The following is a 24,258-nucleotide window of genomic DNA, read 5'->3' on the forward strand; positions in this document are numbered from 1 at the left end:
AAAAATCTCATTTGTGCTTCCAAATCATACAGTCCGAAGACATGTACCGATTTCTCAGCGTCGATCTTGCAAGCAAAATCGTTACTCACTCGTTGTTCAGTTTTCAAAGATCAAACATTCAATTTGTTTCGGTTTTTCATGTCACCGTATTTTCAGCGGCGACTTTTATAATATATCATGTTTAAGTTTACTTTGCAAGCACTTTTTTTCGATTTTATTTTCATCGCTTTATTCCAGCGCTTGTTCCGGTTAACTTTTCCTTAAAAAAGGAACGAAAATTAATTTATCATATTGAACAAAAAAGGTCAACCCTTTTTCGACAAATTGCTTCATATCCTTTTCAAAGCTGGTTATTCGTTCTATTCGTAATTCATGATGTCTGAGGTACAGCGCTGGCTTTACTTTACGGGCCGCACCTCTCTTATATTGGTAAACACCAAATATTCCACTGACCACAGCATTAGGGCTTCGACTTTTTTAATTTACCGCCTCTAGCATATTTGGATAGCTCTTTAGGTGGCGCAAAGCGTGCATACATACGGAACACAGTCTTGTAGCGACTCGCAATGGCGTATTTAATTTCTTGATCGAGACGATTGTCACTTAAGTCGAACAACATTTCATCGAGCTCTTTGCGCAATACATAATCCAGTTCCTTGCATTCCTTCTCGTTAAACAGCATACCCAGCATTAGAGTTCTCCTTTTTCTGCATATGGATAATGGCGTGTCCCCGTGTATGTCATATTCGAGCCCCTTTAATTCAGGCTATATATCGGACAGCGCCGGTTTAGTAGCAAACCTAGGATCATCTTTGTTTGTCCTTTTGCGGTTGCTACTGAAACCCGTTTTATTGTTATGGTCAACTTTCTGAAAATTTATGAATGTCATCCCATACAAATTTATCCTCGTACTAGGCTGTAGGTAAGTGTACTTTCGATAATCGCTGCAACAAGAAGCAAAATAACAATCCAGAAGGATGCAGTTACCGTTGTGCGCATAAACGTACTCCACTGGCTGCTAATCGTATTTCGTTTGCCCCCGCCAAATTGAATAAGGCTTTTGAGAACCAGCCCACCGAATCTTAGACCGAATGCACATGCGATAATAATGACCGGAATTTCAATAATGCCATGTGGAAGAAGTCCTTTTACAACAATATCAAAGAAGCTGGCCCCATAGTTCATTGTGGTGTGTACCAGAAAACCGATAACCATTCCGTTAATCAACAGGAAAACGACAGGCAGAATGCCAAAGAAGATACCAGCATAGATTACGAGTACACTTTTGATCGCATTATTGAAAAAGATAAAGAGGAAGAAGTTCCATTGCACATTGCTCCCCTGCTCCAGCCTTTCACTAATCTCCCTGAGTCCCCCAATTTGGTTCAACAATATATCCTCAAGTGGTCCTGTACTCACCCATCCCGTGCCTATTCCAATAACAAACAATACGATCGACCAGATTAATGCACCACGAATGGAACTTAACGCTCTAAGAAATGTACTGAATTTTAACATGATATCCTCCTGTGAAACCAAGATGTTGGACAAACAAACGTCTGATACGAATAACTGCGAGGTACGAGCATACATTGGAGAGTAAACAAGCATTTCTTATGGGAGAGGGGCGCTTATTGAAATGAACTCGTTCTATGTATTTAGCGGCAAAAAGATCAAACGTTTCCTGATTGTGCTGGTTGCTGCCGTCTTTGCTATCGGGATTATTTATCTGGAGAGCGGCAATATTTCTGTATTCTCGGAGGACGCACCATCCGCCGTATACAGCGTTCCAACCGATAAGAAGGTTATTGCACTCACCTTTGACATTAGCTGGGGAGATAAAAGGACAGAGCCTATTCTGAAGGTTCTCCAAGATAATAAAGTGCAGAAGGCTACTTTCTTCTTGTCCTCCCCCTGGAGTAAGACACACCCCGAGATTGTAACAGCCATCAAAGACGCAGGATACGAGATTGGCAGCCATGGCCACAGACATGATAACTACAGCAGTCTGACTGAAGAGGAAATCCGCAAGGAAATTTCGACAGCTCATAGCATTTTAACCGATTTAACGGGAAAAGAACCGAAGTTGCTACGTCTGCCGAATGGAGACTTTGACAAACGTGTTCTCCAGGTAGCCAGCAGTCTGAATTACCAAGTTGTCCAATGGGACACTGATTCGCAGGATTGGAAGAACCCTGGTGTACAGACCATCGTTGATCGTGTTGTCAGCAAGGCACATCCGGGTGACATCGTGCTGCTGCACGCCAGTGATTCCTCGAAACAAACGCACGAAGCCTTACCCGTCATTATCGACAAGTTAAAAAATCAAGGGTATGAATTCTTGACGGTTTCCGAGCTGCTCAACCATTCAAGTGTCAAAGGTACGGAAGTTCGTGATCAGGCCAGCGCACAGTAACGAACACAGTAATGCGGCCGCGGCAGCTGCTGCAACTGTATAATAACCTTCAGGACATTTCATGGCAAAAAGGCGCTGAAGCGCCATAAATGAAAAGAGCTAACCAGGTTAGCTCTTTTTGGCGTTTTTTTGTAAGTTAATTGCTACGCATGGCTTTCTTGTATCTGCTCTTTTTTCCGACTCACCCGCTGCTCCATGGACCCATCTACCAGCCTGTGCAATATCAGCATTTGGTATGCATTACAGATTAACAAAGGAACCACAATAAAGATGGTAGCCGCATTCACATCAATTCGCAACACACCGATCGTCTCTACTACAGTAACAGCCACCATGAAAAAGAGTGTAGGTACCAGCGCCGAAATATGTGTCTGCTTCACCTTTACGTAAGCGGTAACAATTCCAGCTGCCAAAATAATGATTCCAAGCACAATATCGGATAGGCGTTCTCTTTCCCCACCGACGAACAACCGTAAAAACATGACATCAAGCAACGCCAAAACGGTTAGAACAATCTGTACAATTTGCCAACTGCGTTTCGAAAATACACCTTTGCCCATATAGTTCAATATCAAGTATGCGAAAAAACCCATTTGCGAATACACGCTAATCATAATACCGGAACCAAACAAGATGAGGAGATAAATTAAAAAATCGGTCATTCCATTCGTTTTTTCTCCATTAACCAACATCATAATTAGACCCGTCACTAATGATCCTGCAGCCCCAATAAGCAAAGCTGACCAAAATAGGAAAAACCATTTACGTAAATTCAAATGTTTTCCACCCCCGAGAGTTTATTTTACCAACCTTCACAGCAAAAAACCATCATCATTCAACATATTTAGCGGTTTCCCATCACATACTACATCCAGTATCTAATCAAGGAGGGGTTGTGCACATGAAACGGCCTTTGTGGCAGTTATGCTGTGTCGTACTTGGACTATCCGTCATGCTTGCCGGCTGTGGCTCAGATCAGAATTACTCGCCTCCTCAGGGCGGTTATAAAGAGATGAAAACGATGGTCGTGGATATTCTTAAAAGCGACGAAGGCAAAAAAGCGGTCGAGGAAGCTCTCACTGGACAAAGTTCTTCTGGTGGTGGTGGCGGTGCTTCTGGACAAAGTGGTGCTTCAGGCGGTGGATCTGGAACAGTGGGTATGAAAATGCTAATGCCTATGCAATCTTCAGAACAAATACGTATAGCTGTAAAAGATACCATCACAGCTCCAGAGTACAAGAAGGAATTCGAGAAAATCATGACAGACCCTCAATTCGCAGGCGAATTCGCCAAAGTAATCAATGCTCAAAGCAAACAACTGCATATGCAATTGATCAAAGACCCAACGTATCAAAAGTCGATTGAAGATATCATGAAATCCCCTGATGTATCCAAGATGTTTATGGACATGACTAAAACACCAGAATATCGTAAACAAACGATGACCGTTATGCAGGAAGTCATGCAGAACCCTTTGTTCCGGATGGAAGTGCTGACTTTGCTTAAAAAAGTAGTTCAGGATGAGCTTCAACCCAAAACAGAACAAGGCGGGAAACAGGAAGGCCAAAGCAAAGACAGCAGCGGAGATGGCGGAGGAGGCGGCGGCAGCGACGGTAGTAGTGATGGCAACAGTGGTGGCGACGGAAGTAGTGGTGGATCATAAGAAGCATAAAAACATTTAATGTTAAAGTTATCATGTTAAAAAAGCCCGCATCCATTGGATGTGGGCTTTTTATGTTTTACGTCATTAGAAAAATTAAAACTTGGCATCAATAGACTGGGCCACCTCATCGTAGATCGCACCGATGCTTGACTCTGCCTTATACACGGATGGGGAAAAATCAGGCTCCGAGATATGATTATCCGGCGCTCCCAGTGGAATCTGCGCTAACAGCTCTGTATGAAGGCTCTCGGCAAGAGTGCCACCACCGCCCCGACCAAATACATAATCTTTTTCACCGCATTTGCTGCATTCATAATAAGCCATGTTCTCCACTACGCCCAGCAGCTCATGTTCCGTCTGAATGGCCATGGCGCCAGCACGTGCAGCTACAAAAGCAGCGGTTGCATGCGGTGTTGTAACGATGATTTCTTTGCTGTGTGGGAGCATCTGATGTACATCTAGTGCGACGTCTCCCGTACCCGGAGGCAGATCAAGCAGCATATAATCCAGCTCTCCCCAATTTACATCGGTAAAGAATTGGCGCAGCATCCGCCCCAACATGGGTCCACGCCAAATGACCGGGTTATTCTCCCGAATAAAAAATCCCATCGACATGACTTTTACGCCGAAACGCTCAACAGGTTGGATAACTCCGTCCTCAACGACCGGATATTCCTCAATGCCCATCATATCAGGTACACTGAAGCCGTATATATCTGCATCAATCAGACCAACCTTCTTGCCTTGGCGTGCCAGAGCGGCAGCCAAATTAACGGTTACCGTCGATTTACCGACGCCACCTTTACCACTAGCCACAGCAATAAAACGAACACCGGATTCAGGACTCAACAACTCATGCCCGTCCAGCCCTGCTGCATGGCCTTTGACAAGCACTTCGTCCTGATTGTCCTCCTCATCCGCTTGTCCTATGTTCAGGCTCTCACGCTCATGCTCAGACGCTGCACGCAGACGAATATGTACATCATTCACTCCGTGTTGGGACAGCAGGTTGCGCGCGGCATCGCTTAGAGCAGTTGTATCCTCTGTGCGGTTCTCCAGCGTCACCATAGTTAGAGCAACATGATTTTCTTTAACCATGACATCACGGACCCACTGCAGTTCTGTCAAACTTACGCCCAATTGCGGTTCCTGCAATGGCTGCAATAGTTCAAGTATCTGTTCTTTTGATAACATCAGACAGCACCTCAGCTTTATCTATTGGCATGTAATTAGGTATGCTGAACCAATTATATCATTACCTTTCTCATTGTGACTAACTTTTAGGACGTTCTCCTGAGGAATAACGGAGAATTCCGTTGTAGATGGATGCAGCCACTTTGCGCTGATAGGATTCATCTGCAAGCAGACGCGCCTCTTCAGGATGAGAAAGGAAACCCACCTCCACAAGTGCCGAGGGAATTTTTAGTGCCTGGAGCAAATAAACGGTATTGACCGTTTTCGCAATTCGATCTGTATTTTCCAGATTTCGAATCATTTCTTGCTGAAGCAGGTTAGCTAATCCTTCATTATCGGGATGATTGGGTGTATAAAAAACTTGTGCACCACTCCAGCGGTTCGAAGGAACACTGTTCATATGAATGCTGATAAAGAGATCCGCCTGTTTGTCCTCGATTCTTCTTACTCGTTGTTTCAGATCCTCCGTCTTGCGTTTGGAGTATCCTTTGGTATCTGAAGCTGCCAGATCGGTGTCTATTTCTCGGGTCATCACAACCAGGGCCCCTGCTTGCTGCAGATAATCTCGTACGTACAGCGCAATCGATAAATTGATATCTTTCTCAATGACCCCCTGCTTACTTACTGCTCCCCCATCCGGGCCACCATGGCCTGCATCAATGGCTATAACTTTACCCGCTAATGGCAACCCCCAGTAACCGGACATTTTGGAGGACGGCAGCTCATACGTGACCACTGCCACAAACATAGCAAGCAAACAGAGGCTTAACATGACCCTCTTCATGGTGCGTAACCTGATCCAGACCACAAAGTGCTTCTTCCCCATATTTTTACGCATAAAAAAACCACCTCGTCCCTATAAATGATTCTAATCATCTATATGGGACAAGATGGACAAATATACCGTTAGGAGCGGACTTGCTCCGCCATTCCTTCAATCAGCACCTCAGCTACCTCAGGGCGTGTAAATTCAGGTGGAGGGCATTGACCGTCTCGCAGCAAGCCACGTACTTTGGTGCCCGATAGAGCCATGTGGTGTTCTTTATCATGCGGGCAGGTTTTGCTTGATGCCATGTTGCCACATTTTGTACAGAAAAAACTATGTTCGAAGAACAACGGCGTGATACCTAGTTCTTCTGGTGTGAAGTTAGTAAAGATCTCCTGCGCTTCATACGTTCCGTAGTAATCACCCACACCTGCATGGTCGCGGCCTACGATAAAGTGAGTACAACCATAATTTTTTCGTACCATCGCGTGGAAAATGGCCTCTCTTGGACCAGCATACCGCATAGCCGCCGGGAATACACCGAGGAACGCACGATCAGCCGGATAATAGTTCTCCAGCAAAACCAAATAGCTCTTCATACGTACATCGGCAGGTACGTCATCAGACTTCGTTTCACCTACAAGCGGGTTTAAAAACAGGGCGTCCACAATCTCCATTGCACTCTTCTGAATGTACTCATGGGCACGATGGACCGGATTACGCGTCTGAAAACCGACAACCGTCTTCCAGCCCTTATCCTGGAACGTTTTCCGTGTCTCAGCGGGTTCAAAGTAAAACTGTTCGAACTTGGCCGGTTTGGGGCGATTCAGCACTTGAATTGGACCTCCTACATACGTTGCAGGTCGTTCCAGCAGTTTTTTCACACCCGGGTGCTCTGGATCATCCGTCTTGAAGACACGACGTGCTTCTTCACCCTGATCTACTTGGTATAAGCTCTTCACTTCCAACAATCCATAGGTTACCCCATCATCATCACCAATGAGTGCCACCGTCTCACCAATCTGGAGCGATGCAGCCTGTTCCTCGTCTACAGCCAGGGTAATAGGTATACTCCAGACGGTTCCATCAGCAAGACGCATACGAGATATAACCGAAAGATAGTCTTCTTCAGTCATAAAGCCTTGAAGCGGGGAGAACGCACCCACGCCGATCAGATCCAAATCCGAAATTGTCCAGCTGTTAATACGTAAAGAGGACAATTTGTCACTCTCTCGTAATAATTGTTCCCGTTCTTCTCCTTGTACGACACGCTGAATCAGCGTACCTCCATGAGGCAGAATCGAAGTCATCTTGTCAGCTCCCTTTTCTCCATTTTTTTATATTATTAAGAGTGAATTCAATGCTTTATCCAAACTTACTCTGAACTGAATTATTTATGAAGACCACATTCCGTTTTATCATTCCCAGACCAGCGTCCCGCACGTGGATCTTCTCCAGGCATAACCTGACGTGTGCAATATTCGCAACCGATACTCGGGTAATTCTGATCATGCAGCGGATTGTATACGACATTATTGGCATGAATATAGTCCCATACATCCTCTGAAGTCCAATGTGCAATCGGGTTGAACTTCATCAGTCCAAACTTGGCATCATATTCTACCTTTTTGGAATTTGCACGCGTCGGTGCTTGATCTCTCCGAATACCGGTAATCCAAGCATCGTATTGGGATAAGATACGGGTCAGCGGTTCAACCTTCCGAATATTACAACAAGCATTCGGATCCAACTTCCACAATTGTTCTCCATGTTGAGCTGCCTGCTCTTCAGGAGTGATTTTTGGTGCAACACGTACAAAATCAAGATTGTACTTCTCTTTCATTTTGTCACGAGTTTCGTATGTTTCCTTAAAATGAAAATCGGTGTCCAGATAAAAAATATCAGTGGATGGGCTGATCTTCTGAAGCATATCTACAAGTACCACATCTTCCGCACCGAAGCTGCATGCAAAAGTGATATTTGGAAACGTCTCAATAGCATAACGAATAATATCCTCTGGACTTGCGTTTTCCAACTCTTCAGCTTTCGTCCGTGCAAGTTCTTCTTTCTCCAACAAGTTCATGTCTGCATTTCCCCCATTCTGCATTTCAACAATCACTAAAGCCGACTAATCTAATATGAATTATGTATAGTATAAATCTTTCATGGTGGATGTCAATGCCTGCCATATGGTAAAATACATCAGTTTGAGCCCAATTTTTTGTTGTTCTTTTTGAAAATAATTAGGTGTTGATTAAACTTTAAAATGATTAGCAGATAAAATCATCCATCTGTAATCTCATCATATCTCACCTTATCTTAGTCATTCATGATTGAAAAACGTTGCCACTACTGGATTTATCGTCACAAGTGAATCATTCGAAGTATAGAACAACTCTATAGATCCTTGGAGATATCAAAGGGAAAGGTGAATTTATTAATGAAATAGATAATGGATCTTATTCTTCAATTGTAAGGGACCTTTATCAAAACCATAAGAAATACTGATGAAAATAGGGGATGAAAAATGATTAATTACAAACATGGTGAAGTCTAAATTCAAGAAATAGGTTAATGAATGTCGGAGAATTGCATTTGCTGAAGGGTTGGAGTGGAGGAAGAAGGAATGCATTCGCAGTCCGTTATGATGACCTGAGATGATGGGATGGTTCTGATTCATTAGGTTGTGGGGAGATACTTTAACTGCTACAGAAGAATCTGAAGCTAATCCACAACCTCAGCTGGAGTAAAGAAAGATTATTGCAGCCTAATGGGTTTATAAAATATAAAAAAGCCTTCGGCCGAGGCCAAAGGCTTGTAATGCATATTAACGTTTGGAGAACTGAGGTGCGCGACGTGCGGCTTTGAGACCGTATTTTTTACGCTCTTTCATCCGTGGGTCACGAGTCAGGAATCCTGCTTTTTTCAGGGAAGCACGGTATTCCGGATCTGCTTTCAACAGAGCGCGGGAGATACCATGACGGATCGCGCCGGCTTGACCGGAGATTCCGCCACCATGAGCGATAACAAGAACATCATAGTTGCTGAGTGTTTCTGTCAGGTTCAGTGGTTGTTTTACGATCAGTTTGAGTGTTTCCAAACCGAAGTATTCATTAATATCACGTTTATTGATGACAATGCGTCCTTCACCCGGTACAAGGCGAACACGAGCTACCGAATGTTTACGACGACCTGTCCCATAGTATTGTACTTGTGCCATGAAACTGTCCTCCTTTTAATTAACCGCGAAGTTCATAAACTTCTGGTTTTTGTGCTGCATGTGGATGCTCAGTGCCTCTGTACGCTTTAAGTCTCAACTTCATTTTCTCGCCCATGCGAGTTTTAGGAAGCATACCGCGAACAGCCAATTCCAACATACGTTCCGGTTTGTTTTTAACCATCTCTTCAGCTGTAGTTACTTTCAAACCACCTGGGTGCATCGAGTGACGGTAGTATTTTTTACCTTGCATTTTTTTACCAGTCAATACAATTTTCTCTGCATTGATGATAACAACGAAATCGCCAGTGTCCACATGTGGAGTGAATTGTGGCTTATGTTTGCCGCGGATCAAAGCAGCTGCTTCGCTCGCCAAACGTCCGAGCGTTTTGCCTTCGGCATCAATGATGTGCCATTGGCGCTCAACTTCGTTAGGCTTCGCCATGTACGTGGTACGCATGAAAAGTTCCTCCTTAAAATGTTCAACATCATTATATTCATTTATCTTCGTTCATTAAGTGATAACTTTTAGGTGTTGATGGATAGTTCTTTCGTTGTGACCCTCTTAATTGGGGCTGTGGGAAAGCCATTAAGAAAACACAACTTTTATATTACATGATAGGAGCTTAAATCGCAAGTGTTAATTAAGCATTTCACTTCGCAAATTTAATCTTTTCTGTATTCAAGGTCCCAGAGCATTAAACCGCAGCTAACTGCAGTAGGTCCTGCAGCAGAACGATTACAAGCAGCAATCATATTCGGTACATCAGAGGCTTTCCTTTTGCCCTCTCCGATCTCCAGCAAGGTACCTACAATAATACGAACCATATGCTGCAAAAAGCCGTTACCACTCACATAGATGTGAATGACACCCTGATCGCGCGGATGGTCCCTACACATTGAACGGTCCACTTCTATCCATGCATCGTATACCGAACGTACATGATTCTCTTTCTGAGACTTGCGTGAAGCAAAGGAGGTGAAATCGTACGTACCAATAAAATGACGCAACCCCTCCTGCATTGCCACAATGTCCAGCTTGGCATGATGATGATATTGCAGCCTCCGGTTAAATACATCCGGGAATTGATTCGCATTGACGGTATAGCGATACGTTTTCTTTTTCGCTGCATAGCGAGAATGAAAATCGTGTGGTACTTCAGCCGCATCAATAACGATAATATCCGAAGGTAATCTGGAGTTGAGCGCAATACACCATCGTTCAATCGGGATATGGGATTCCGTAGGGAAATTGAAGATCTGTCTGCGAGCGTGAACGCCAGCATCCGTTCTGCCTGATCCCGTAATTTTAACCTTCTCACCGGTCAAAGCACGAATGGCATCTTCAAGATGGTCCTGGATGGTGTTCCCTCCCGGCTGAACCTGAAAGCCGTAATAGGCAGTGCCATCATAAGTTAACGTCATACATAAGTTGCGCATCATTACCACACCTTTGTTCCATACTATACATGTGCCTATCCCGAACAGCAAAAGAAGCCCCTTTCGGAGCTTCAATTACAGCACGAATTCCGAAATGAAGAGAAAAAAAGGGTTAATCCAGAATCAGTGATTCTGTCCCCTTTCCTCATCTCATCTGTTTTACGCGCGGTCAACCAGTTCCAAGTAAACCATAGGCGCAGCGTCACCACGACGAGGTCCCAGTTTAAGGATACGAGTGTACCCACCTGGACGCTCAGCGTAACGACCGGACAATTCGCTAAACAGTTTTTGGATTGCATCTTGCTCACCATCGATTGTTTCGCGGCGAACATAAGCTGCCACTTGGCGACGGGCATGAAGATCTCCCTTTTTCGCTTTAGTGATCAGTTTTTCAGCAATAGAGCGAACCTCTTTTGCTTTCGCTTCAGTTGTCTGAATGCGTTCGTATAAGAACAGGTCGGTTACCAGGTCACGGAACAAAGCTTTACGTGCGCTGGAATTACGGCCCAACTTTTGGTATGCCATTGTTTTCCCTCCTTCACTTCAAGCACTCGGCTGTCTATTCTTCTGTACGGAGTCCCAAACCGAGTTCCTCAAGCTTCTCTTGAACTTCTTCCAAAGACTTGCGTCCGAGGTTACGGACTTTCATCATGTCTTCTTCCGTTTTCGTGGTCAGCTCTTGCACGGTATTAATACCAGCACGTTTGAGGCAGTTGTAGGAACGAACAGAGAGATCCAGCTCTTCGATCGTCATTTCGAGTACTTTTTCTTTTTTGTCTTCTTCTTTTTCGACCATGATCTCTGCGTCTTTCGCTTCGTCTGTAAGACCCACGAAGAGCATCAAGTGCTCGGTCAAAATTTTAGCGCCAAGGCTTACAGCCTCTTCAGGACGAATACTTCCGTCAGTCCAAACTTCCAACGTGAGCTTGTCATAGTTGGTTACTTGGCCGACACGCGTATTTTCCACAGCGTAGTTAACGCGGCTGATCGGGGTGAAGATGGAATCGACTGGGATGACGCCGATCGGCTGGTCATCGCGTTTATTCCGATCTGCCTGGACGTAGCCGCGACCGCGATTGGCAAAAATACGCATGTGAAGTCTCGAACCTGGTCCGAGCGTAGCAATGTGCAAATCCGGGTTAAGGATCTCCACATCGGAGTCAGCACGGATATCTCCCGCCGTAATTGCTCCTTCGCCTTCAGCATCAATCTCGAGCACTTTCTCCTCGTCAGAGTGAATTTTGAGCGACAAAGCTTTCAGGTTAAGAATAATCTCCGTTACATCTTCCATAACGCCAGGAACTGTAGCAAATTCATGCAGAACGCCATCGATTTGAACCGAAGACACTGCCGCACCCGGCAGTGAGGAGAGCAAGATACGACGAAGCGAGTTTCCAAGCGTCGTACCGTATCCGCGCTCCAGCGGTTCTACTACGAATTTCCCATAGGTGCCATCATCGTTGACGTCTACCGTCTCAATTTTCGGCTTTTCGATTTCAATCACTGCAATACCCCTCCTTCAAAACGTCGGTCCTCTATGAAACATTTACCTTCTCTTGCGAAAACATGTAGTAGTATGCCTAAACAACCATTATTAGCAGATTGTGCCGGAAATATACCACACGCAGGGGCAAATCTCATTAGACACGACGACGTTTTGGAGGACGGCATCCGTTATGCGGGACTGGAGTTACGTCTTTGATCAGGTTAACTTCAAGACCAGCAGCTTGCAAAGAGCGGATCGCTGCTTCACGGCCTGCGCCTGGTCCTTTAACCATAACCTCAACGGCTTTCATCCCATGTTCCATTGCAGCTTTGGCAGCAGTCTCAGCAGCCATTTGTGCAGCAAACGGAGTCGATTTACGGGAACCTCTGAATCCGAGGCCGCCGGAGCTTGCCCACGAAATTGCGTTTCCGTGAGGGTCCGTAATGGTAACGATAGTGTTATTGAACGTGGAGCGGATATGTGCCACGCCAGATTCAATATTTTTACGGTCACGACGTTTAGTACGTACGACTTTTTTCGGTTTAGCCATTTTCTCTTATCCCCCCTTATTATTTCTTCTTGTTCGCTACAGTACGACGAGGACCTTTACGAGTACGAGCATTCGTTTTCGTACGTTGTCCACGAACAGGCAGACCACGACGATGACGAACTCCACGGTAACAACCGATCTCCGTCAAACGTTTAATATTCAAAGAGATTTCACGACGCAGGTCACCTTCTACTTTGACCTCTTTGTCGATACTTTCCCGCAATTTGCTGACTTCATCTTCCGTCAAATCACGGACACGAGTGTCCTTGTTGATGCCTGTTGTGCTCAGAATTTTCTGGGAAGTCGTTTTACCGATTCCGAAAATATAAGTCAAGGCGATCTCAACGCGCTTATCACGTGGCAAATCCACACCAGCTATACGTGCCATTTTACGCTACACCCCCTTCTTTAACCTTGTTTTTGTTTGTGTTTCGGATTTTCACAGATAACCATAACATTCCCTTTGCGGCGAATGACTTTGCATTTTTCGCAAATCGGCTTGACCGAAGGTCTTACCTTCATGTGAATTACCTCCTCAAAGTTTTGCTTAGCAAAACCCTCTTCGTAAGCATTGACCTTGTTTTACTATTGTAAAACCGGCTTCGAAGCTTTCGCAAGTTTTGCCGGGCAAAACCCGCTTCATAAGCTTCACAGTTCATTGCAACTGTCTACTACTATTTACGGTAAGTTATACGACCTTTTGTCAAATCATAAGGTGATAACTGAACAACCACTTTGTCTCCAGTCAGGATACGGATAAAGTGCATCCGCAACTTGCCGGAAACGTGAGCGAGAATTTGATGACCGTTCTCAAGCTCAACCTTGAACGTTGCATTCGGTAGCGGCTCGAGAACCGTACCTTCCACTTCAATGACATCTTCCTTGGCCATTAGTCAGTCTCCTTTCTCTTCAGCTTGAATGTTGGTGGATTCCAGAAACGAATGAACCGCATAGCGGAGCTTTCCGTTTGTCACCCGACCACTCTCGTTTAAACTGTTTACGACCTCGCTGCTAATCATCGGCTGGAGCTCAAGATGAAGAATATTCTTCTTCTTGGGTTGATCAAACTTACGTTTGTCCCCATCCGCAATATATACGAACTTACTGTCCGCTATAGCAACAATTACTGCGGCTTGGTCCGCATTGCGGCCTTTACGGATCTTCACAAGTTGACCGAGCTGCGGATTAGACTGATTGTTCATGCCTTATCACCTACGCATTCAGTTTTGTGAAAATTTCCATGCCTTCCGGTGTAACTGCTACGGTGTGTTCAAAGTGGGCGCATAACGATCCATCAACAGTGACGACAGTCCAGTTATCTTCCAACGTTTTCACATACCGTCTACCTGCGTTAACCATCGGCTCTATGGCCAGCACCATGCCCGCTTTAAGCCGTGGTCCCCGATCAGGAAGACCATAGTTCGGAATCTGTGGTTCTTCGTGCAGATCCGCTCCTATGCCGTGACCGACATATTCACGTACTACCGAGAACCCTTCATCTTCAATATATTTCTGAATCGCATGAGATATTGTAAACAAGCGAACGTCCGGTTTTACCAGCGCCAGACCTGCGTATAACGAAGCCTCGGTAACGTCCAGAAGACGACGGGCTTCTTCGGAAATACGGCCGACTGGATAAGTCCAGGCGGAATCTCCGTGATAACCCTGGTACTGCGCGCCAATGTCAAACGTAACGATATCGCCCTCGTTCAACTTTCGTTTGCCGGGAAATCCATGCACCAACTCTTCATTCACTGAAGCGCACACACTGGCAGGGAAACCGTTATAACCTTTGAAAGACGGCACAGCTCCTTGACTGCGGATGTATTGATCGGCCATATGGTCAAGTTCTCCAGTCGTAATACCGGGAGCGATATGCTCTGCCAAGAGACGATGCGTTTCCGCAACAATTCTCCCCGCTTCCCTCATCAAGCCCAGTTCCGTTTCGGACTTACCAATGATCATTCAATTAACCTCGCAGCAGGGACACGATTTCATGAGAAACTTGATCGATATCCTGCTCTCCGTCCATTTGACGAAGAAGGCCTTTGTTCTCATAAAATGTGAGGAGTGGTGCTGTTTTGTTGATATATTCGTCGAGACGTGTGCCTACGCTCTCTTCATTATCATCAGAGCGCTGGTACAAGTCACCGCCGCATTTATCACAAATACCTTCCTGCTTGGGCGGATTGAACACGACATGATAAGTGGCGCCACAGTTCTTACAAATGCGACGACCCGTCAAACGGGCCAGCAATTTGTTGCGGTCCACTTTCAGGTTGATTACATGATCGAGACCTGAGTTCAGTCGATCCAGAATGCCATCGAGCGCTTCTGCTTGAGACAGGGTTCTTGGAAATCCATCCAAGAGGAATCCTTCTCTGCAATCAGGCTGCTGCAAACGTTCTTCAACGATGCCAATGGTTACATCATCTGGTACGAGCAATCCTTGATCCATATATTCCTTGGCTTTCAGGCCAATGGGAGTTCCCTGCTTAATCGCGAGACGAAATGCATCGCCTGTTGAAATGTGGGGAATACCGAACTCTTTCACAATGACGTCTGCTTGCGTTCCTTTTCCTGCCCCCGGAGGGCCCATGAATAGGATGTTCACGTTATGTCACTCCCTCCAAGACTACCCTACATCAACAAACAGCACAATAGGTGCCGGCAAGTAAATCTTAGCTTGACCGGTACCTATTGCCTATTTATTGATAAAACCTTTGTAGTGGCGTTTGATCAATTGGCTTTCGATTTGCTTCATCGTATCCAGCGCAACACCGATAACGATCAGGAGAGAAGTTCCTCCAATTTGCGCGGATTGAGGCAAACCAGAAAGTGCCCCCAAGATTACAGGCAGAACGGAAATTACTGCCAAGAAGATGGCACCTGCCGTTGTCAAACGAGTCATGACACGGGTCAGATATTTCTCGGTTGCTTTACCCGGACGAATGCCTGGGATGTAACCGCCGTTCTTTTTCATGTTGTCAGCCATCTGCTGTGGATTCATCTGTACAAAAGTATAGAAGAATGTGAATCCGAAAATCATCACTACATAGAGTAACATACCCAGAGGTTTGTGAGTAGTGAGATTGGCTCCGATCCACTGTGCCCATGTACGATCAGCCCAGAAGTTTGCGATGATCGATGGGAACATCAACAGAGATGAAGCAAAGATGACAGGGATAACACCTGCTGCATTAATCTTCAGCGGGATATGTGTGTTCTGTCCACCGTACATTTTGTTACCTACGACACGTTTAGCGTACTGTACCGGAATTTTCCGAATCGCCTGCTGAATGTAAATGACACCTATGATAATCAGCACAATAACAATTGCTACGATTACCCCTTTAAGAATGTTCATGAACATTTGATCAGCTTGGATAAAGTCGGATTCGATCGTTTGTTTGATAATATTAGGCACCGTTGATAGGATACCCGCAAAGATCAAGATCGAAATCCCGTTTCCTATGCCCTTCTCGGTGATCTGCTCACCAAGCCACATTAGGAATGAAGTACCGGCCGTAAGTACAATCGCGATCAAGATATAATCTGCAAATGTTGCGTTAGGCACCATTTCTGTATTGTATAAGCGGTTGAATCCGATCGACGTACCAAACGCTTGAATCAATGCCAGACCTACCGTTAAATAACGGGTCAGTTGTGCAGATTTCTTCTTACCTTGTTCACCCTGCTTTGCCCACTCCGCTAGTTTAGGAATAACGTCCATGGAAAGCAGCTGCACTATGATAGACGCAGTGATGTAAGGCACGATCCCGAGCGCAAATATCGAGAACTGAAAGAGCGCTCCACCCGAGAACGTATTGAGAAGTCCAAAAACTTCTTTACCCGCAGAATTTGTCGCTTCGAAAACCTCTTTGTTAACCCCAGGTACTGGAACGAAGGATCCGATGCGGTAAATGATCAGTACAAAAAGGGTAAATAATACCCTTTTGCGCAGATCTTCAACCCGCCAGATATTCTTTAGGGTCTTGAACATTAAATCACCTCGGTTTTACCGCCGGCAGCTTCAATTTTCTCCACCGCAGATTGAGAAAACTTGTTAGCTTTAACAGTCAACTTCACAGTGACTTCACCGTTACCCAGAATTTTGATTCCGGATTTAGCGTTTTTAACTACGCCGTTCGTCATCAAGAATTCTGGAGTTACTTCAGTACCCTCAGCAAAACTGTTCAAGTCTTCAGTATTCACAACTGCGTATTCTTTGCGAGTTGGGTTTACGAAACCGCGTTTTGGCAAGCGACGATACAATGGATTTTGTCCACCTTCGAAGCCTGGACGAACACCACCGCCGGAACGAGAATTTTGTCCTTTGTGACCGCGACCTGATGTTTTACCAGTACCACTACTTGGACCGCGACCAAGACGTTTACGTTCTTTGCGGGATCCAGGAGATGGTGAAAGCTCATGTAACTTCATCGTTCGTTGCACCTCCTTAAAGATTTGTGGGATTAACCCTTTTTTAAACTTCTACTTCTTTAACAGCGACCAAGTGGCTTACTTTGTTAATCATACCACGAATGGCAGGATTGTCGTTTTGAACCACTTTACTGTTGATTTTGCGCAAGCCCAATGTTTTCACAGTTGTTCTTTGCGTCTCCGGACGTCCGATCAAGCTGCGGACGAGGGTAATTTCTAATTTAGCCATGAGATTCCCTCCTTAACCCAGAAGCTCTTCGACGGATTTGCCGCGCAGTTTTGCCACGTCTTCAGCACGTTTCAAACGGGACAAACCTTCCAAAGTCGCATTGACCATGTTCATGGAATTCGAAGAACCCAGAGATTTTGTCAAAATGTCACCTACACCAGCAAGTTCGAGAACCGCACGTACAGGACCACCAGCGATAACACCAGTACCTTCAGATGCTGGTTTCAACAGAACGCGTCCTGCGCCGAACTTACCTGTTACCAAGTGAGGAATCGAAGTTCCTACGAGTGGAACGTGTACAAGGTTTTTCTTAGCGTCTTCAATACCTTTGCGAATTGCATCAGGTACTTCGCCCGCTTTACCGATACCAGCTCCAACCCAGCCGTTGCCGTCGCCGACTACAACCAGTGCGCTAAAGCTGAAACGGCGTCCGCCTTTTACTACTTTAGCTACGCGATTAATATTTACAACTCTTTCAGACAGTTCCAAAGTATTCGGATCTACACGCAAGTCGTTAACCTCCTTTTTAAAAATATCTTAAAACTCAAGTCCTGCTTCACGAGCCGCTGCAGCCAATGCTGCGATACGACCATGGTACAGATAACCGCTACGGTCAAATACGATGTTTGAAACGCCTTTGTCTTTCGCACGTTTAGCAACGAGTTCGCCAACTTTACGAGCAGATTCAACAGATGCGCCGTTTTGGATGTCGCCGCTCAATTCTTTGTCTACAGTAGACGCGGAAGCGATCGTAACACCAGCTACATCATCGATGATTTGAGCATACATATGTTTACCAGAACGGAATACGTTCAAACGAGGACGTGCTGCCGTTCCTTGGATTTTCTTACGAACACGCAGGTGTCTTTTCAGACGAGCCTTGTTTTTATCTTGTTTCGTAATCATCTCAGGGATTCACTCCTTTCAGGTTACCTCGCTGGCTTCAAACCAGAAGCCACGGGGTATATTAGAAACACAAGAAGCAAGCAAGCCGAAAACCGCGCAAAGGCGGCAAGAAAAATCTTATTTCTTCTTACCGGCTTTACCTTCCTTACGGATGATACGCTCGCCTTCATATTTAATACCTTTACCTTTGTACGGCTCAGGTTCACGAACGGAACGGATTTTAGCAGCGTAAGCACCTACACGCTCTTTATCGATTCCGCGAACGATGATTTTCGTGTTCGAAGGAACTTCGAACTCGATTCCCGCTTCCGGTGTAATTTCAACCGGGTGAGAGTAGCCAACGTTCAGAACGATTTTATCTCCGGATTTGCTTGCACGATATCCGACCCCAACCAGCTCCAGAGATTTTGCGAATCCTTCAGTAACACCACTCACCATGTTGTTTACAACGCTACGCGTTGTGCCATGCAAAGAACGGTGAGTTTTGTTATCGGAAGGACGCACAACTGTAATTTCGTTGTTTTCAACCGTTACTTTCATGTCTTTATGAAGTTCACGAGTCAAAGATCCTTTAGGTCCTTTTACCGTAATAACGGTGTTGTCCAGTGTGATGTCCACACCACTTGGTACTGTAATTGGTTTGCGACCAATACGAGACATATGTTGCACCTCCTATCTTGTGACGTTATATTACCAAACGTAGCAGACGACTTCTCCGCCGGATTTCGATTGACGAGCTTCTTTGTCCGTCATGATACCTTTGGATGTCGAGATAATAGCGATACCCAGACCACCAAGTACACGAGGTACTTCGTTGCTTTTCGTGTAAACACGAAGACCAGGTTTACTGATTCTTTTCAGACCAGTAATAACACGCTCGTTATTTTGACCGTATTTCAGGAAAACACGGATAATCCCTTGTTTGTTATCGTCGATAACTTCAGCATCACGGATGAAACCTTCACGCTTCAGGATGTCGGCGATTTGTTTTTTCATTGTCGAAGCAGGCATTTCTACCGTTTCGTGACGAACTGTGTTCGCGTTACGAATACGAGTAAGCATATCTGCAATTGGATCAGACATAGTCATTGTGAGTTAACCTCCTTCCCGTTCAGGACTTTTTACCAGCTTGCTTTTTTCACGCCAGGGATCTGGCCTTTATAAGCTAATTCACGGAAGCAAATTCTGCAAATTTTGAACTTCTGCAGTACCGAATGTGGACGTCCGCAACGCTCACAGCGTGTATAAGCACGTACTTTAAACTTTGGTGTACGTTGTTGTTTAACTTTCATCGAAGTTTTTGCCACTTAGCCTGACACCTCCTAAATAATTTCGGAGAAAAGGGAGTCTTTCCAGACACCCGGAAACGTTATAGTAACATTATTTTACGAAAGGCATTCCCAGTTGCGTGAGCAATTCACGGGACTCTTCGTCTGTTTTCGCCGTTGTAACAATGACAATGTCCATACCGCGGACTTTGTCTACTTTATCATACTCAATCTCTGGGAAGATCAGTTGTTCTTTCAGACCCAGTGTATAGTTACCACGTCCGTCGAAAGCTTTGCTCGATACACCGCGGAAGTCGCGGACACGAGGAAGCGTAACGTTGAGCAATTTATCGAGGAAGAAGTACATGCGCTCGCCGCGCAATGTTACTTTCACACCGATAGGCATGTTCTCACGCAGTTTGAAACCTGCGATAGATTTTTTAGCACGAGTGATTACAGGTTTTTGACCTGCGATCAATTGCAAATCGTTTACTGCGGAATCCAACACTTTGGAGTTTTGGACAGCGTCGCCCACACCCATGTTGATAACGATTTTCTCGATTTTCGGCACTTGCATTACCGTTGTATAGTTAAACTTCTGCATCAAAGCAGGAGCAATTTCGTTCAGGTAACGTTCTTTCATTCTTGCTGCCATGAATCATAGACCTCCTTTCTCATTCGGTTCAATTAGTCGATAATTTCTCCGGAACGTTTAGCAACGCGCACTTTCTTTCCGTTATCCAACACTTTGTAACCTACACGGGTTACTTTTCCGCTCTTTGGATCGATGTGCATTACGTTGGAAACGTGAATCGGAGCTTCCTTCTCGATAATGCCGCCTTGCGGATTTTGCTGGTTAGGCTTCTGGTGTTTTTTAATCATGTTAACACCTTCCACAAGGACACGGTTCTCACGAGGATAAGCAGCGATGACACGGCCTTTTTTACCTTTGTCTTTACCGCTGATCACCATAACTGTATCTTCTTTTTTAACATGAAGTTTATTGTTATGGGATTCCAGAACTTTTTTCACTCTTGGCATTTCGTACACCTCCTGTTTCTAACATCACGAGATTAAGCTTTAGATAACTTCTGGGGCCAAGGAAACGATTTTCATGAAGTCTTTCTCGCGGAGTTCACGAGCAACAGGTCCGAAAATACGTGTTCCACGTGGGCTTCTGTCGTCTTTTACAACAACCGCTGCATTTTCATCAAAACCGATGTAGGAACCGTCTTTACGACGTACAGAACGTTTCGTACGAACGACAACCGCTCTAACTACATCACCTTTTTTGACAACGCCGCCTGGTGTTGCTTGTTTTACAGAACAAACGATCAGATCACCGATTTGAGCTGTACGACGTCCCGTACCGCCGAGTACGCGGATACACATCAGTTCCTTCGCACCGGAGTTGTCAGCCACAGTCAAACGTGTAAATGGTTGAATCATTTAGTATTCCTCCTTTCAGCTATGCTGCTGATGCATTAGATGATAATCGCTTTTTCTACGACTTCAGTAAGTCTCCAGCGTTTATCTTTCGAAAGCGGACGAGTCTCCATGATTTTCACCGTGTCACCGATTTTCGCAGTGTTTTCTTCGTCATGCGCTTTGAATTTTTTAGTAACCTTGATACGTTTATGGTACAAGTCGTGTTTTTTGTAAGTTTCTACAGCAACAACGATCGTTTTATCCATTTTATCACTGACTACTTTACCTGTTTGCACTTTACGTGCGTTACGTTCTTCGCTCATTGTTGGCCTCCTTCCTGATTACGGACGGATTAGACATCCGATCCCTAATTAACCGATTCCCAATTCTCTTTCACGGATAATGGTTTTAGCACGAGCTATTTCTTTCCGCACATCACGGATTCGAGTCGGGTTATCCAGCTGACCGGTAGCGAGTTGAAAGCGGAGGTTAAAGAGTTCTTCTTTAAATCCGGCAATCTTTTGCTCGATTTCAGCAGAGGTTAGGTTGCGAAATTCACTAGCTTTCATTTGCTTCACCACCCAATTCTTCACGTTTCACAAACTTCGTTTTGATTGGCAGTTTGTGAGCGGCAAGACGCATTGCTTCGCGTGCAACATCCTCCGGTACACCAGCAAGTTCAAACATGATCTTACCTGGTTTCACAACTGCAACCCATTTTTCTACGTTACCTTTACCGCTACCCATCCGAACCTCGAGAGGCTTTTGAGTGATTGGTTTGTCTGGGAAAATTTTGATCCAAACTTTACCACCACGTTTGATGTAACGAGTCATCGCAATACGAGCCGCTTCGATTTGACGGTTCGTAATCCAAGCCGGTTCCGTAGCTTGCAGACCATACTCGCCAAAGTTCAGCGTAGTTCCGCCTTTAGCTTGGCCCTTCATATGTCCACGTTGTTGCTTACGGTGTTTTACACGTTTTGGTACCAACATGATTAGTTGCCTCCTTCCTTAGCAGCCTGTTTCTTAGCCGTAGGAAGAACCTCTCCACGATAGATCCATACTTTTACGCCGATACGGCCGTAAGTAGTATGAGCCTCTGCTGTACCGTAGTCGATGTCGGCACGAAGCGTGTGCAGTGGAACAGTTCCTTCGCTGTAGCCTTCCGAACGTGCGATCTCAGCTCCGCCAAGACGTCCGCCCACTTGAGTTTTAATACCTTTTGCACCAGAGCGCATTGTTCTTTGAATAGCTTGTTTCAGAGCACGACGGAAAGAAACACGACGTTCCAATTGTTGTGCAATGCTTTCAGCTACCAGGATCGCGTCCAGGTCTTGGTTCTTAATTTCAGAAATGTTGATGTGTACTTTTTTACCGCCTGCGATTTTCGTAATTTGATTACGAAGATTTTCAACTTCCGAACCACCCTTACCGATAACCATACCTGGTTTCGCAGTGTGAATCGTTACGTTTACGCGGTTAGCCGCTCTCTCGATTTCAACACGAGACATAGCGGAGTCTTTCAATTTATTTTTCAGGAATTCACGAATTTTCACGTCTTCCATCAAAAGATCGCCGAAGTCTTTACCTGCATACCACTTAGATTCCCAGTCACGGATAATTCCGACACGGAGTCCGACTGGATTTACCTTTTGGCCCACACATTTCCCCTCCTTCTACTTTTCAGATACCACCAAAGTGATGTGGCTAGTACGTTTGTTAATACGACTTGCACGTCCCATTGCACGAGGGCGGAAACGTTTCATTGTCGGTCCTTGGTTCACGTAAGCTTGCGAAATGACCAAGTTATTAACATCCAAAGAATAGTTATGTTCCGCATTTGCAATCGCGGAGTTAAGCAACTTCTCAACAATCGGAGAAGCGGATTTCGGAGTGTGACGGAGAATGGCAACCGCCTCACCTACTTGCTTGCCGCGAATCAAGTCAACAACGAGTTGAACTTTACGAGGAGCAATCCGGATAAACTTAGCATGTGCTTTTGCTTCCATTGTGTAACCTCCTCTCAAACATTAAAGATGTTCATTTATCTTCTTGTTTTCTTATCATCATCAGTATGGCCTTTGTACGTACGGGTTGGAGCGAACTCACCCAGTTTGTGTCCGACCATGTCCTCAGTTACGTATACTGGTACGTGTTTACGACCGTCATATACGCCAAATGTGTGTCCGATGAATTGCGGGAAAATTGTAGAACGACGGGACCAGGTTTTAATAACGAGTTTCTTACCGGATGCTTCCATCTCTTCTACTTTTTTCAGCATGTAGCCATCAATGAATGGCCCTTTTTTCAAACTGCGACCCATGTGGAGATCCTCCCTTCAAACGTAGCTATTATGCATCCGCAGATGCCTCACGAAGTTATGCACAGTGTGTATTACTTCGTGCGGCGGCGAATGATGTATTTATCAGAAGCTTTATTTTTCTTACGCGTTTTGTAACCAAGAGTAGGTTTACCCCATGGTGACATTGGCGATTTACGTCCGATTGGAGCACGACCTTCACCACCACCGTGTGGGTGATCGTTAGGGTTCATTACTACACCACGAACTTCAGGACGTTTACCCAACCAACGGCTACGACCGGCTTTACCGATTTTGATAAGCTCGTGGTCTTGGTTACCAACAGATCCAATTGTTGCGCGGCAAACTTTCAAAATACGACGAACTTCTCCGGAAGAGAGACGAACGGAAACGTATTTTTCTTCTTTACCAAGCAATTGAGCTTCTGTACCAGCAGCACGAACCAATTGTCCGCCTTTACCTGGTTTCAACTCGATGTTGTGGATAACAGTACCTACTGGAATATTTTCGAGTGGCAATGCGTTTCCGATTTTGATGTCTGATTCAGGTCCGGAGAATACTTGATCTCCAACTTTCAAACCTTTAGGAGCGATGATATAACGTTTTTCACCATCAGCATAGTGAATCAGAGCGATGTTAGATGTACGGTTCGGGTCATACTCAATCGTAGCAACGCGGCCCGGTATTCCATCTTTAGTACGTTTGAAGTCAATGATACGGTATTTACGTTTGTGTCCACCACCATGGTGACGAACTGTAATTTTACCTTGGTTGTTGCGGCCTGCTTGTTTGCTCAATGGGGCCAACAACGATTTCTCCGGCTGATCTGTGGTGATTTCCTCAAATGTAGAAACGGACATGTTCCGTCTTGCCGGGGAAGTTGGTTTATACTTTTTGATTGGCACTGGGTTTCCCTCCTTACTTCAAAAATT

Annotated in this window: 39 protein-coding genes; 2 read left to right on the forward strand and 37 right to left on the reverse strand. The window is 45.2% G+C overall.

Going from position 1 to position 24,258, the window contains the following annotated elements; genetic code table 11:
- Window positions 1-460: 460 nt before the first annotated feature.
- Both P364_RS0129145 and P364_RS0129150 read right to left on the reverse strand, forming a co-directional pair.
- Entirely contained in the window at window positions 461-691 is a 231-nt protein-coding gene (locus P364_RS0129145) for a hypothetical protein (protein ID WP_017692114.1), read from the reverse strand.
- A 209-nt stretch (window positions 692-900) separates the two neighbouring features.
- Complete coding sequence (locus P364_RS0129150; protein WP_024633555.1) at window positions 901-1,518, reverse strand: stage II sporulation protein M; 618 nt, start codon at window positions 1,516-1,518, stop codon at window positions 901-903.
- A gap of 121 nt (window positions 1,519-1,639) precedes the next feature.
- On the opposite strand from P364_RS0129150, the gene pdaB reads away from it, so the two are divergent.
- Window positions 1,640-2,416, forward strand: coding sequence for a polysaccharide deacetylase family sporulation protein PdaB (gene pdaB, locus P364_RS0129155; protein WP_024633556.1), 777 nt, complete (start codon window positions 1,640-1,642; stop codon window positions 2,414-2,416).
- A gap of 143 nt (window positions 2,417-2,559) precedes the next feature.
- On the opposite strand, the gene P364_RS0129160 is transcribed toward pdaB, so the two are convergent.
- Entirely contained in the window at window positions 2,560-3,192 is a 633-nt protein-coding gene (locus P364_RS0129160; protein WP_024633557.1) for a KinB-signaling pathway activation protein, read from the reverse strand.
- 125 nt (window positions 3,193-3,317) lie between these two features.
- Here P364_RS0129160 and gerD point away from each other — a divergent pair, with 125 nt between their 5' ends.
- Window positions 3,318-4,079, forward strand: coding sequence for a spore germination lipoprotein GerD (gerD, locus tag P364_RS0129165; protein WP_024633558.1), 762 nt, complete (start codon window positions 3,318-3,320; stop codon window positions 4,077-4,079).
- A 93-nt stretch (window positions 4,080-4,172) separates the two neighbouring features.
- Here the strand turns inward: gerD and P364_RS0129170 are convergent, their stop codons facing one another.
- The 34 genes from P364_RS0129170 to rplB form a co-directional block, all read right to left on the reverse strand.
- Complete coding sequence (locus tag P364_RS0129170; RefSeq protein ID WP_024633559.1) at window positions 4,173-5,273, reverse strand: Mrp/NBP35 family ATP-binding protein; 1,101 nt, start codon at window positions 5,271-5,273, stop codon at window positions 4,173-4,175.
- Window positions 5,274-5,352: 79 nt separating this feature from the next.
- Entirely contained in the window at window positions 5,353-6,111 is a 759-nt protein-coding gene (gene cwlD / locus P364_RS0129175) for an N-acetylmuramoyl-L-alanine amidase CwlD (protein WP_024633560.1), read from the reverse strand.
- Between the two features lie 68 nt (window positions 6,112-6,179).
- A complete protein-coding gene (gene sat, locus P364_RS0129180) occupies window positions 6,180-7,349 on the reverse strand; it encodes a sulfate adenylyltransferase (RefSeq protein WP_024633561.1) in 1,170 nt (389 codons plus the stop codon).
- Between the two features lie 80 nt (window positions 7,350-7,429).
- Complete coding sequence (locus P364_RS0129185) at window positions 7,430-8,122, reverse strand: phosphoadenylyl-sulfate reductase (protein ID WP_024633562.1); 693 nt, start codon at window positions 8,120-8,122, stop codon at window positions 7,430-7,432.
- Between the two features lie 744 nt (window positions 8,123-8,866).
- Window positions 8,867-9,259, reverse strand: coding sequence for a 30S ribosomal protein S9 (gene rpsI, locus P364_RS0129190; RefSeq protein WP_024633563.1), 393 nt, complete (start codon window positions 9,257-9,259; stop codon window positions 8,867-8,869).
- 19 nt (window positions 9,260-9,278) lie between these two features.
- Window positions 9,279-9,716: a 50S ribosomal protein L13 gene (gene rplM / locus P364_RS0129195; protein ID WP_024633564.1), complete on the reverse strand. Its 438-nt coding sequence runs from the start codon at window positions 9,714-9,716 to the stop codon at window positions 9,279-9,281.
- Window positions 9,717-9,922: 206 nt separating this feature from the next.
- On the reverse strand, window positions 9,923-10,696 hold the full coding sequence (gene truA / locus P364_RS0129200; protein ID WP_024633565.1) for a tRNA pseudouridine(38-40) synthase TruA: 774 nt from the start codon (window positions 10,694-10,696) through the stop codon (window positions 9,923-9,925).
- 159 nt (window positions 10,697-10,855) lie between these two features.
- A complete protein-coding gene (gene rplQ, locus P364_RS0129205) occupies window positions 10,856-11,221 on the reverse strand; it encodes a 50S ribosomal protein L17 (protein WP_017692102.1) in 366 nt (121 codons plus the stop codon).
- 34 nt (window positions 11,222-11,255) lie between these two features.
- Window positions 11,256-12,200 carry a DNA-directed RNA polymerase subunit alpha gene (locus P364_RS0129210; protein WP_024633566.1) on the reverse strand — a complete coding sequence of 315 codons (945 nt, stop codon included), beginning with the start codon at window positions 12,198-12,200 and terminating at the stop codon, window positions 11,256-11,258.
- 136 nt (window positions 12,201-12,336) lie between these two features.
- The gene (rpsK, locus tag P364_RS0129215) at window positions 12,337-12,732 is read right to left on the reverse strand and encodes a 30S ribosomal protein S11 (RefSeq protein WP_017692100.1); all 396 of its coding nucleotides are present in this window, start codon (window positions 12,730-12,732) and stop codon (window positions 12,337-12,339) included.
- Window positions 12,733-12,751: 19 nt separating this feature from the next.
- Entirely contained in the window at window positions 12,752-13,120 is a 369-nt protein-coding gene (gene rpsM / locus P364_RS0129220) for a 30S ribosomal protein S13 (protein ID WP_024633567.1), read from the reverse strand.
- A 20-nt stretch (window positions 13,121-13,140) separates the two neighbouring features.
- Window positions 13,141-13,254 carry a 50S ribosomal protein L36 gene (rpmJ, locus tag P364_RS0129225; protein WP_003333770.1) on the reverse strand — a complete coding sequence of 38 codons (114 nt, stop codon included), beginning with the start codon at window positions 13,252-13,254 and terminating at the stop codon, window positions 13,141-13,143.
- Between the two features lie 152 nt (window positions 13,255-13,406).
- Window positions 13,407-13,622 (reverse strand): translation initiation factor IF-1, encoded by a 216-nt coding sequence (gene infA, locus P364_RS0129230; RefSeq protein ID WP_017692098.1) that lies wholly within the window; start codon window positions 13,620-13,622, stop codon window positions 13,407-13,409.
- 3 nt (window positions 13,623-13,625) lie between these two features.
- Window positions 13,626-13,934, reverse strand: coding sequence for a KOW domain-containing RNA-binding protein (locus P364_RS0129235; RefSeq protein ID WP_024633568.1), 309 nt, complete (start codon window positions 13,932-13,934; stop codon window positions 13,626-13,628).
- 10 nt (window positions 13,935-13,944) lie between these two features.
- Window positions 13,945-14,697, reverse strand: coding sequence for a type I methionyl aminopeptidase (gene map / locus P364_RS0129240; protein WP_024633569.1), 753 nt, complete (start codon window positions 14,695-14,697; stop codon window positions 13,945-13,947).
- Window positions 14,698-14,701: 4 nt separating this feature from the next.
- Window positions 14,702-15,346 (reverse strand): adenylate kinase, encoded by a 645-nt coding sequence (locus tag P364_RS0129245; RefSeq protein ID WP_024633570.1) that lies wholly within the window; start codon window positions 15,344-15,346, stop codon window positions 14,702-14,704.
- Between the two features lie 90 nt (window positions 15,347-15,436).
- On the reverse strand, window positions 15,437-16,735 hold the full coding sequence (secY, locus tag P364_RS0129250) for a preprotein translocase subunit SecY (protein WP_024633571.1): 1,299 nt from the start codon (window positions 16,733-16,735) through the stop codon (window positions 15,437-15,439).
- Window positions 16,735-17,175 (reverse strand): 50S ribosomal protein L15, encoded by a 441-nt coding sequence (gene rplO / locus P364_RS0129255; RefSeq protein WP_024633572.1) that lies wholly within the window; start codon window positions 17,173-17,175, stop codon window positions 16,735-16,737. Before rplO ends, secY begins: the two co-directional genes overlap by 1 nt.
- A gap of 43 nt (window positions 17,176-17,218) precedes the next feature.
- The gene (gene rpmD, locus P364_RS0129260; protein WP_024633573.1) at window positions 17,219-17,404 is read right to left on the reverse strand and encodes a 50S ribosomal protein L30; all 186 of its coding nucleotides are present in this window, start codon (window positions 17,402-17,404) and stop codon (window positions 17,219-17,221) included.
- 12 nt (window positions 17,405-17,416) lie between these two features.
- Window positions 17,417-17,914: a 30S ribosomal protein S5 gene (rpsE, locus tag P364_RS0129265; protein ID WP_024633574.1), complete on the reverse strand. Its 498-nt coding sequence runs from the start codon at window positions 17,912-17,914 to the stop codon at window positions 17,417-17,419.
- A 27-nt stretch (window positions 17,915-17,941) separates the two neighbouring features.
- On the reverse strand, window positions 17,942-18,310 hold the full coding sequence (gene rplR / locus P364_RS0129270; RefSeq protein WP_024633575.1) for a 50S ribosomal protein L18: 369 nt from the start codon (window positions 18,308-18,310) through the stop codon (window positions 17,942-17,944).
- A 117-nt stretch (window positions 18,311-18,427) separates the two neighbouring features.
- Window positions 18,428-18,970 (reverse strand): 50S ribosomal protein L6, encoded by a 543-nt coding sequence (gene rplF / locus P364_RS0129275; protein ID WP_024633576.1) that lies wholly within the window; start codon window positions 18,968-18,970, stop codon window positions 18,428-18,430.
- A gap of 30 nt (window positions 18,971-19,000) precedes the next feature.
- On the reverse strand, window positions 19,001-19,399 hold the full coding sequence (rpsH, locus tag P364_RS0129280) for a 30S ribosomal protein S8 (RefSeq protein WP_017692088.1): 399 nt from the start codon (window positions 19,397-19,399) through the stop codon (window positions 19,001-19,003).
- A 32-nt stretch (window positions 19,400-19,431) separates the two neighbouring features.
- Window positions 19,432-19,617, reverse strand: coding sequence for a type Z 30S ribosomal protein S14 (locus P364_RS0129285; protein ID WP_013312154.1), 186 nt, complete (start codon window positions 19,615-19,617; stop codon window positions 19,432-19,434).
- A gap of 73 nt (window positions 19,618-19,690) precedes the next feature.
- Entirely contained in the window at window positions 19,691-20,233 is a 543-nt protein-coding gene (rplE, locus tag P364_RS0129290; protein WP_024633577.1) for a 50S ribosomal protein L5, read from the reverse strand.
- Between the two features lie 32 nt (window positions 20,234-20,265).
- Entirely contained in the window at window positions 20,266-20,619 is a 354-nt protein-coding gene (gene rplX / locus P364_RS0129295) for a 50S ribosomal protein L24 (protein ID WP_024633578.1), read from the reverse strand.
- A 39-nt stretch (window positions 20,620-20,658) separates the two neighbouring features.
- The gene (gene rplN, locus P364_RS0129300) at window positions 20,659-21,027 is read right to left on the reverse strand and encodes a 50S ribosomal protein L14 (RefSeq protein WP_024633579.1); all 369 of its coding nucleotides are present in this window, start codon (window positions 21,025-21,027) and stop codon (window positions 20,659-20,661) included.
- 35 nt (window positions 21,028-21,062) lie between these two features.
- Entirely contained in the window at window positions 21,063-21,329 is a 267-nt protein-coding gene (rpsQ, locus tag P364_RS0129305) for a 30S ribosomal protein S17 (protein ID WP_024633580.1), read from the reverse strand.
- A gap of 48 nt (window positions 21,330-21,377) precedes the next feature.
- A complete protein-coding gene (gene rpmC, locus P364_RS0129310; protein WP_017692083.1) occupies window positions 21,378-21,575 on the reverse strand; it encodes a 50S ribosomal protein L29 in 198 nt (65 codons plus the stop codon).
- A complete protein-coding gene (rplP, locus tag P364_RS0129315; RefSeq protein WP_024633581.1) occupies window positions 21,565-21,999 on the reverse strand; it encodes a 50S ribosomal protein L16 in 435 nt (144 codons plus the stop codon). Before rplP ends, rpmC begins: the two co-directional genes overlap by 11 nt.
- 2 nt (window positions 22,000-22,001) lie before the next feature.
- Window positions 22,002-22,667 carry a 30S ribosomal protein S3 gene (rpsC, locus tag P364_RS0129320; RefSeq protein WP_024633582.1) on the reverse strand — a complete coding sequence of 222 codons (666 nt, stop codon included), beginning with the start codon at window positions 22,665-22,667 and terminating at the stop codon, window positions 22,002-22,004.
- Window positions 22,668-22,682: 15 nt separating this feature from the next.
- Entirely contained in the window at window positions 22,683-23,015 is a 333-nt protein-coding gene (rplV, locus tag P364_RS0129325; RefSeq protein ID WP_024633583.1) for a 50S ribosomal protein L22, read from the reverse strand.
- Between the two features lie 35 nt (window positions 23,016-23,050).
- Complete coding sequence (rpsS, locus tag P364_RS0129330) at window positions 23,051-23,329, reverse strand: 30S ribosomal protein S19 (protein ID WP_024633584.1); 279 nt, start codon at window positions 23,327-23,329, stop codon at window positions 23,051-23,053.
- Between the two features lie 71 nt (window positions 23,330-23,400).
- Window positions 23,401-24,231: a 50S ribosomal protein L2 gene (gene rplB / locus P364_RS0129335; RefSeq protein ID WP_024633585.1), complete on the reverse strand. Its 831-nt coding sequence runs from the start codon at window positions 24,229-24,231 to the stop codon at window positions 23,401-23,403.
- Window positions 24,232-24,258: the final 27 nt, after the last annotated feature.

Origin of the sequence: Paenibacillus sp. MAEPY2, assembly GCF_000499205.1 — a bacterium.
Lineage (GTDB): Bacteria > Bacillota > Bacilli > Paenibacillales > Paenibacillaceae > Paenibacillus > Paenibacillus vandeheii.

Bases quoted from the DNA above. Each gene is read 5' to 3' on its own strand.
- P364_RS0129145 (WP_017692114.1), bottom strand. From the start codon at position 691: ATGCTGGGTATGCTGTTTAACGAGAAGGAATGCAAGGAACTGGATTAT.
- P364_RS0129150 (WP_024633555.1), bottom strand. From the start codon at position 1,518: ATGTTAAAATTCAGTACATTTCTTAGAGCGTTAAGTTCCATTCGTGGT.
- pdaB (WP_024633556.1), top strand. From the start codon at position 1,640: ATGAACTCGTTCTATGTATTTAGCGGCAAAAAGATCAAACGTTTCCTG.
- gerD (WP_024633558.1), top strand. From the start codon at position 3,318: ATGAAACGGCCTTTGTGGCAGTTATGCTGTGTCGTACTTGGACTATCC.
- P364_RS0129170 (WP_024633559.1), bottom strand. From the start codon at position 5,273: ATGTTATCAAAAGAACAGATACTTGAACTATTGCAGCCATTGCAGGAA.
- cwlD (WP_024633560.1), bottom strand. From the start codon at position 6,111: ATGCGTAAAAATATGGGGAAGAAGCACTTTGTGGTCTGGATCAGGTTA.
- sat (WP_024633561.1), bottom strand. From the start codon at position 7,349: ATGACTTCGATTCTGCCTCATGGAGGTACGCTGATTCAGCGTGTCGTA.
- P364_RS0129185 (WP_024633562.1), bottom strand. From the start codon at position 8,122: ATGAACTTGTTGGAGAAAGAAGAACTTGCACGGACGAAAGCTGAAGAG.
- rpsI (WP_024633563.1), bottom strand. From the start codon at position 9,259: ATGGCACAAGTACAATACTATGGGACAGGTCGTCGTAAACATTCGGTA.
- rplM (WP_024633564.1), bottom strand. From the start codon at position 9,716: ATGCGTACCACGTACATGGCGAAGCCTAACGAAGTTGAGCGCCAATGG.
- truA (WP_024633565.1), bottom strand. From the start codon at position 10,696: ATGCGCAACTTATGTATGACGTTAACTTATGATGGCACTGCCTATTAC.
- rplQ (WP_017692102.1), bottom strand. From the start codon at position 11,221: ATGGCATACCAAAAGTTGGGCCGTAATTCCAGCGCACGTAAAGCTTTG.
- rpsK (WP_017692100.1), bottom strand. From the start codon at position 12,732: ATGGCTAAACCGAAAAAAGTCGTACGTACTAAACGTCGTGACCGTAAA.
- rpsM (WP_024633567.1), bottom strand. From the start codon at position 13,120: ATGGCACGTATAGCTGGTGTGGATTTGCCACGTGATAAGCGCGTTGAG.
- rpmJ (WP_003333770.1), bottom strand. From the start codon at position 13,254: ATGAAGGTAAGACCTTCGGTCAAGCCGATTTGCGAAAAATGCAAAGTC.
- infA (WP_017692098.1), bottom strand. From the start codon at position 13,622: ATGGCCAAGGAAGATGTCATTGAAGTGGAAGGTACGGTTCTCGAGCCG.
- P364_RS0129235 (WP_024633568.1), bottom strand. From the start codon at position 13,934: ATGAACAATCAGTCTAATCCGCAGCTCGGTCAACTTGTGAAGATCCGT.
- map (WP_024633569.1), bottom strand. From the start codon at position 14,697: ATGATCATTGGTAAGTCCGAAACGGAACTGGGCTTGATGAGGGAAGCG.
- secY (WP_024633571.1), bottom strand. From the start codon at position 16,735: ATGTTCAAGACCCTAAAGAATATCTGGCGGGTTGAAGATCTGCGCAAA.
- rplO (WP_024633572.1), bottom strand. From the start codon at position 17,175: ATGAAGTTACATGAGCTTTCACCATCTCCTGGATCCCGCAAAGAACGT.
- rpmD (WP_024633573.1), bottom strand. From the start codon at position 17,404: ATGGCTAAATTAGAAATTACCCTCGTCCGCAGCTTGATCGGACGTCCG.
- rplR (WP_024633575.1), bottom strand. From the start codon at position 18,310: ATGATTACGAAACAAGATAAAAACAAGGCTCGTCTGAAAAGACACCTG.
- rplF (WP_024633576.1), bottom strand. From the start codon at position 18,970: ATGTCTCGTATTGGTCGCAAACCAATTACAGTACCAAGTGGTGTGGAC.
- rpsH (WP_017692088.1), bottom strand. From the start codon at position 19,399: ATGACTATGTCTGATCCAATTGCAGATATGCTTACTCGTATTCGTAAC.
- rplE (WP_024633577.1), bottom strand. From the start codon at position 20,233: ATGGCAGCAAGAATGAAAGAACGTTACCTGAACGAAATTGCTCCTGCT.
- rplX (WP_024633578.1), bottom strand. From the start codon at position 20,619: ATGCCAAGAGTGAAAAAAGTTCTGGAATCCCATAACAATAAACTTCAT.
- rplN (WP_024633579.1), bottom strand. From the start codon at position 21,027: ATGATTCAACCATTTACACGTTTGACTGTGGCTGACAACTCCGGTGCG.
- rpsQ (WP_024633580.1), bottom strand. From the start codon at position 21,329: ATGAGCGAAGAACGTAACGCACGTAAAGTGCAAACAGGTAAAGTAGTC.
- rpmC (WP_017692083.1), bottom strand. From the start codon at position 21,575: ATGAAAGCTAGTGAATTTCGCAACCTAACCTCTGCTGAAATCGAGCAA.
- rplP (WP_024633581.1), bottom strand. From the start codon at position 21,999: ATGTTGGTACCAAAACGTGTAAAACACCGTAAGCAACAACGTGGACAT.
- rplV (WP_024633583.1), bottom strand. From the start codon at position 23,015: ATGGAAGCAAAAGCACATGCTAAGTTTATCCGGATTGCTCCTCGTAAA.
- rpsS (WP_024633584.1), bottom strand. From the start codon at position 23,329: ATGGGTCGCAGTTTGAAAAAAGGGCCATTCATTGATGGCTACATGCTG.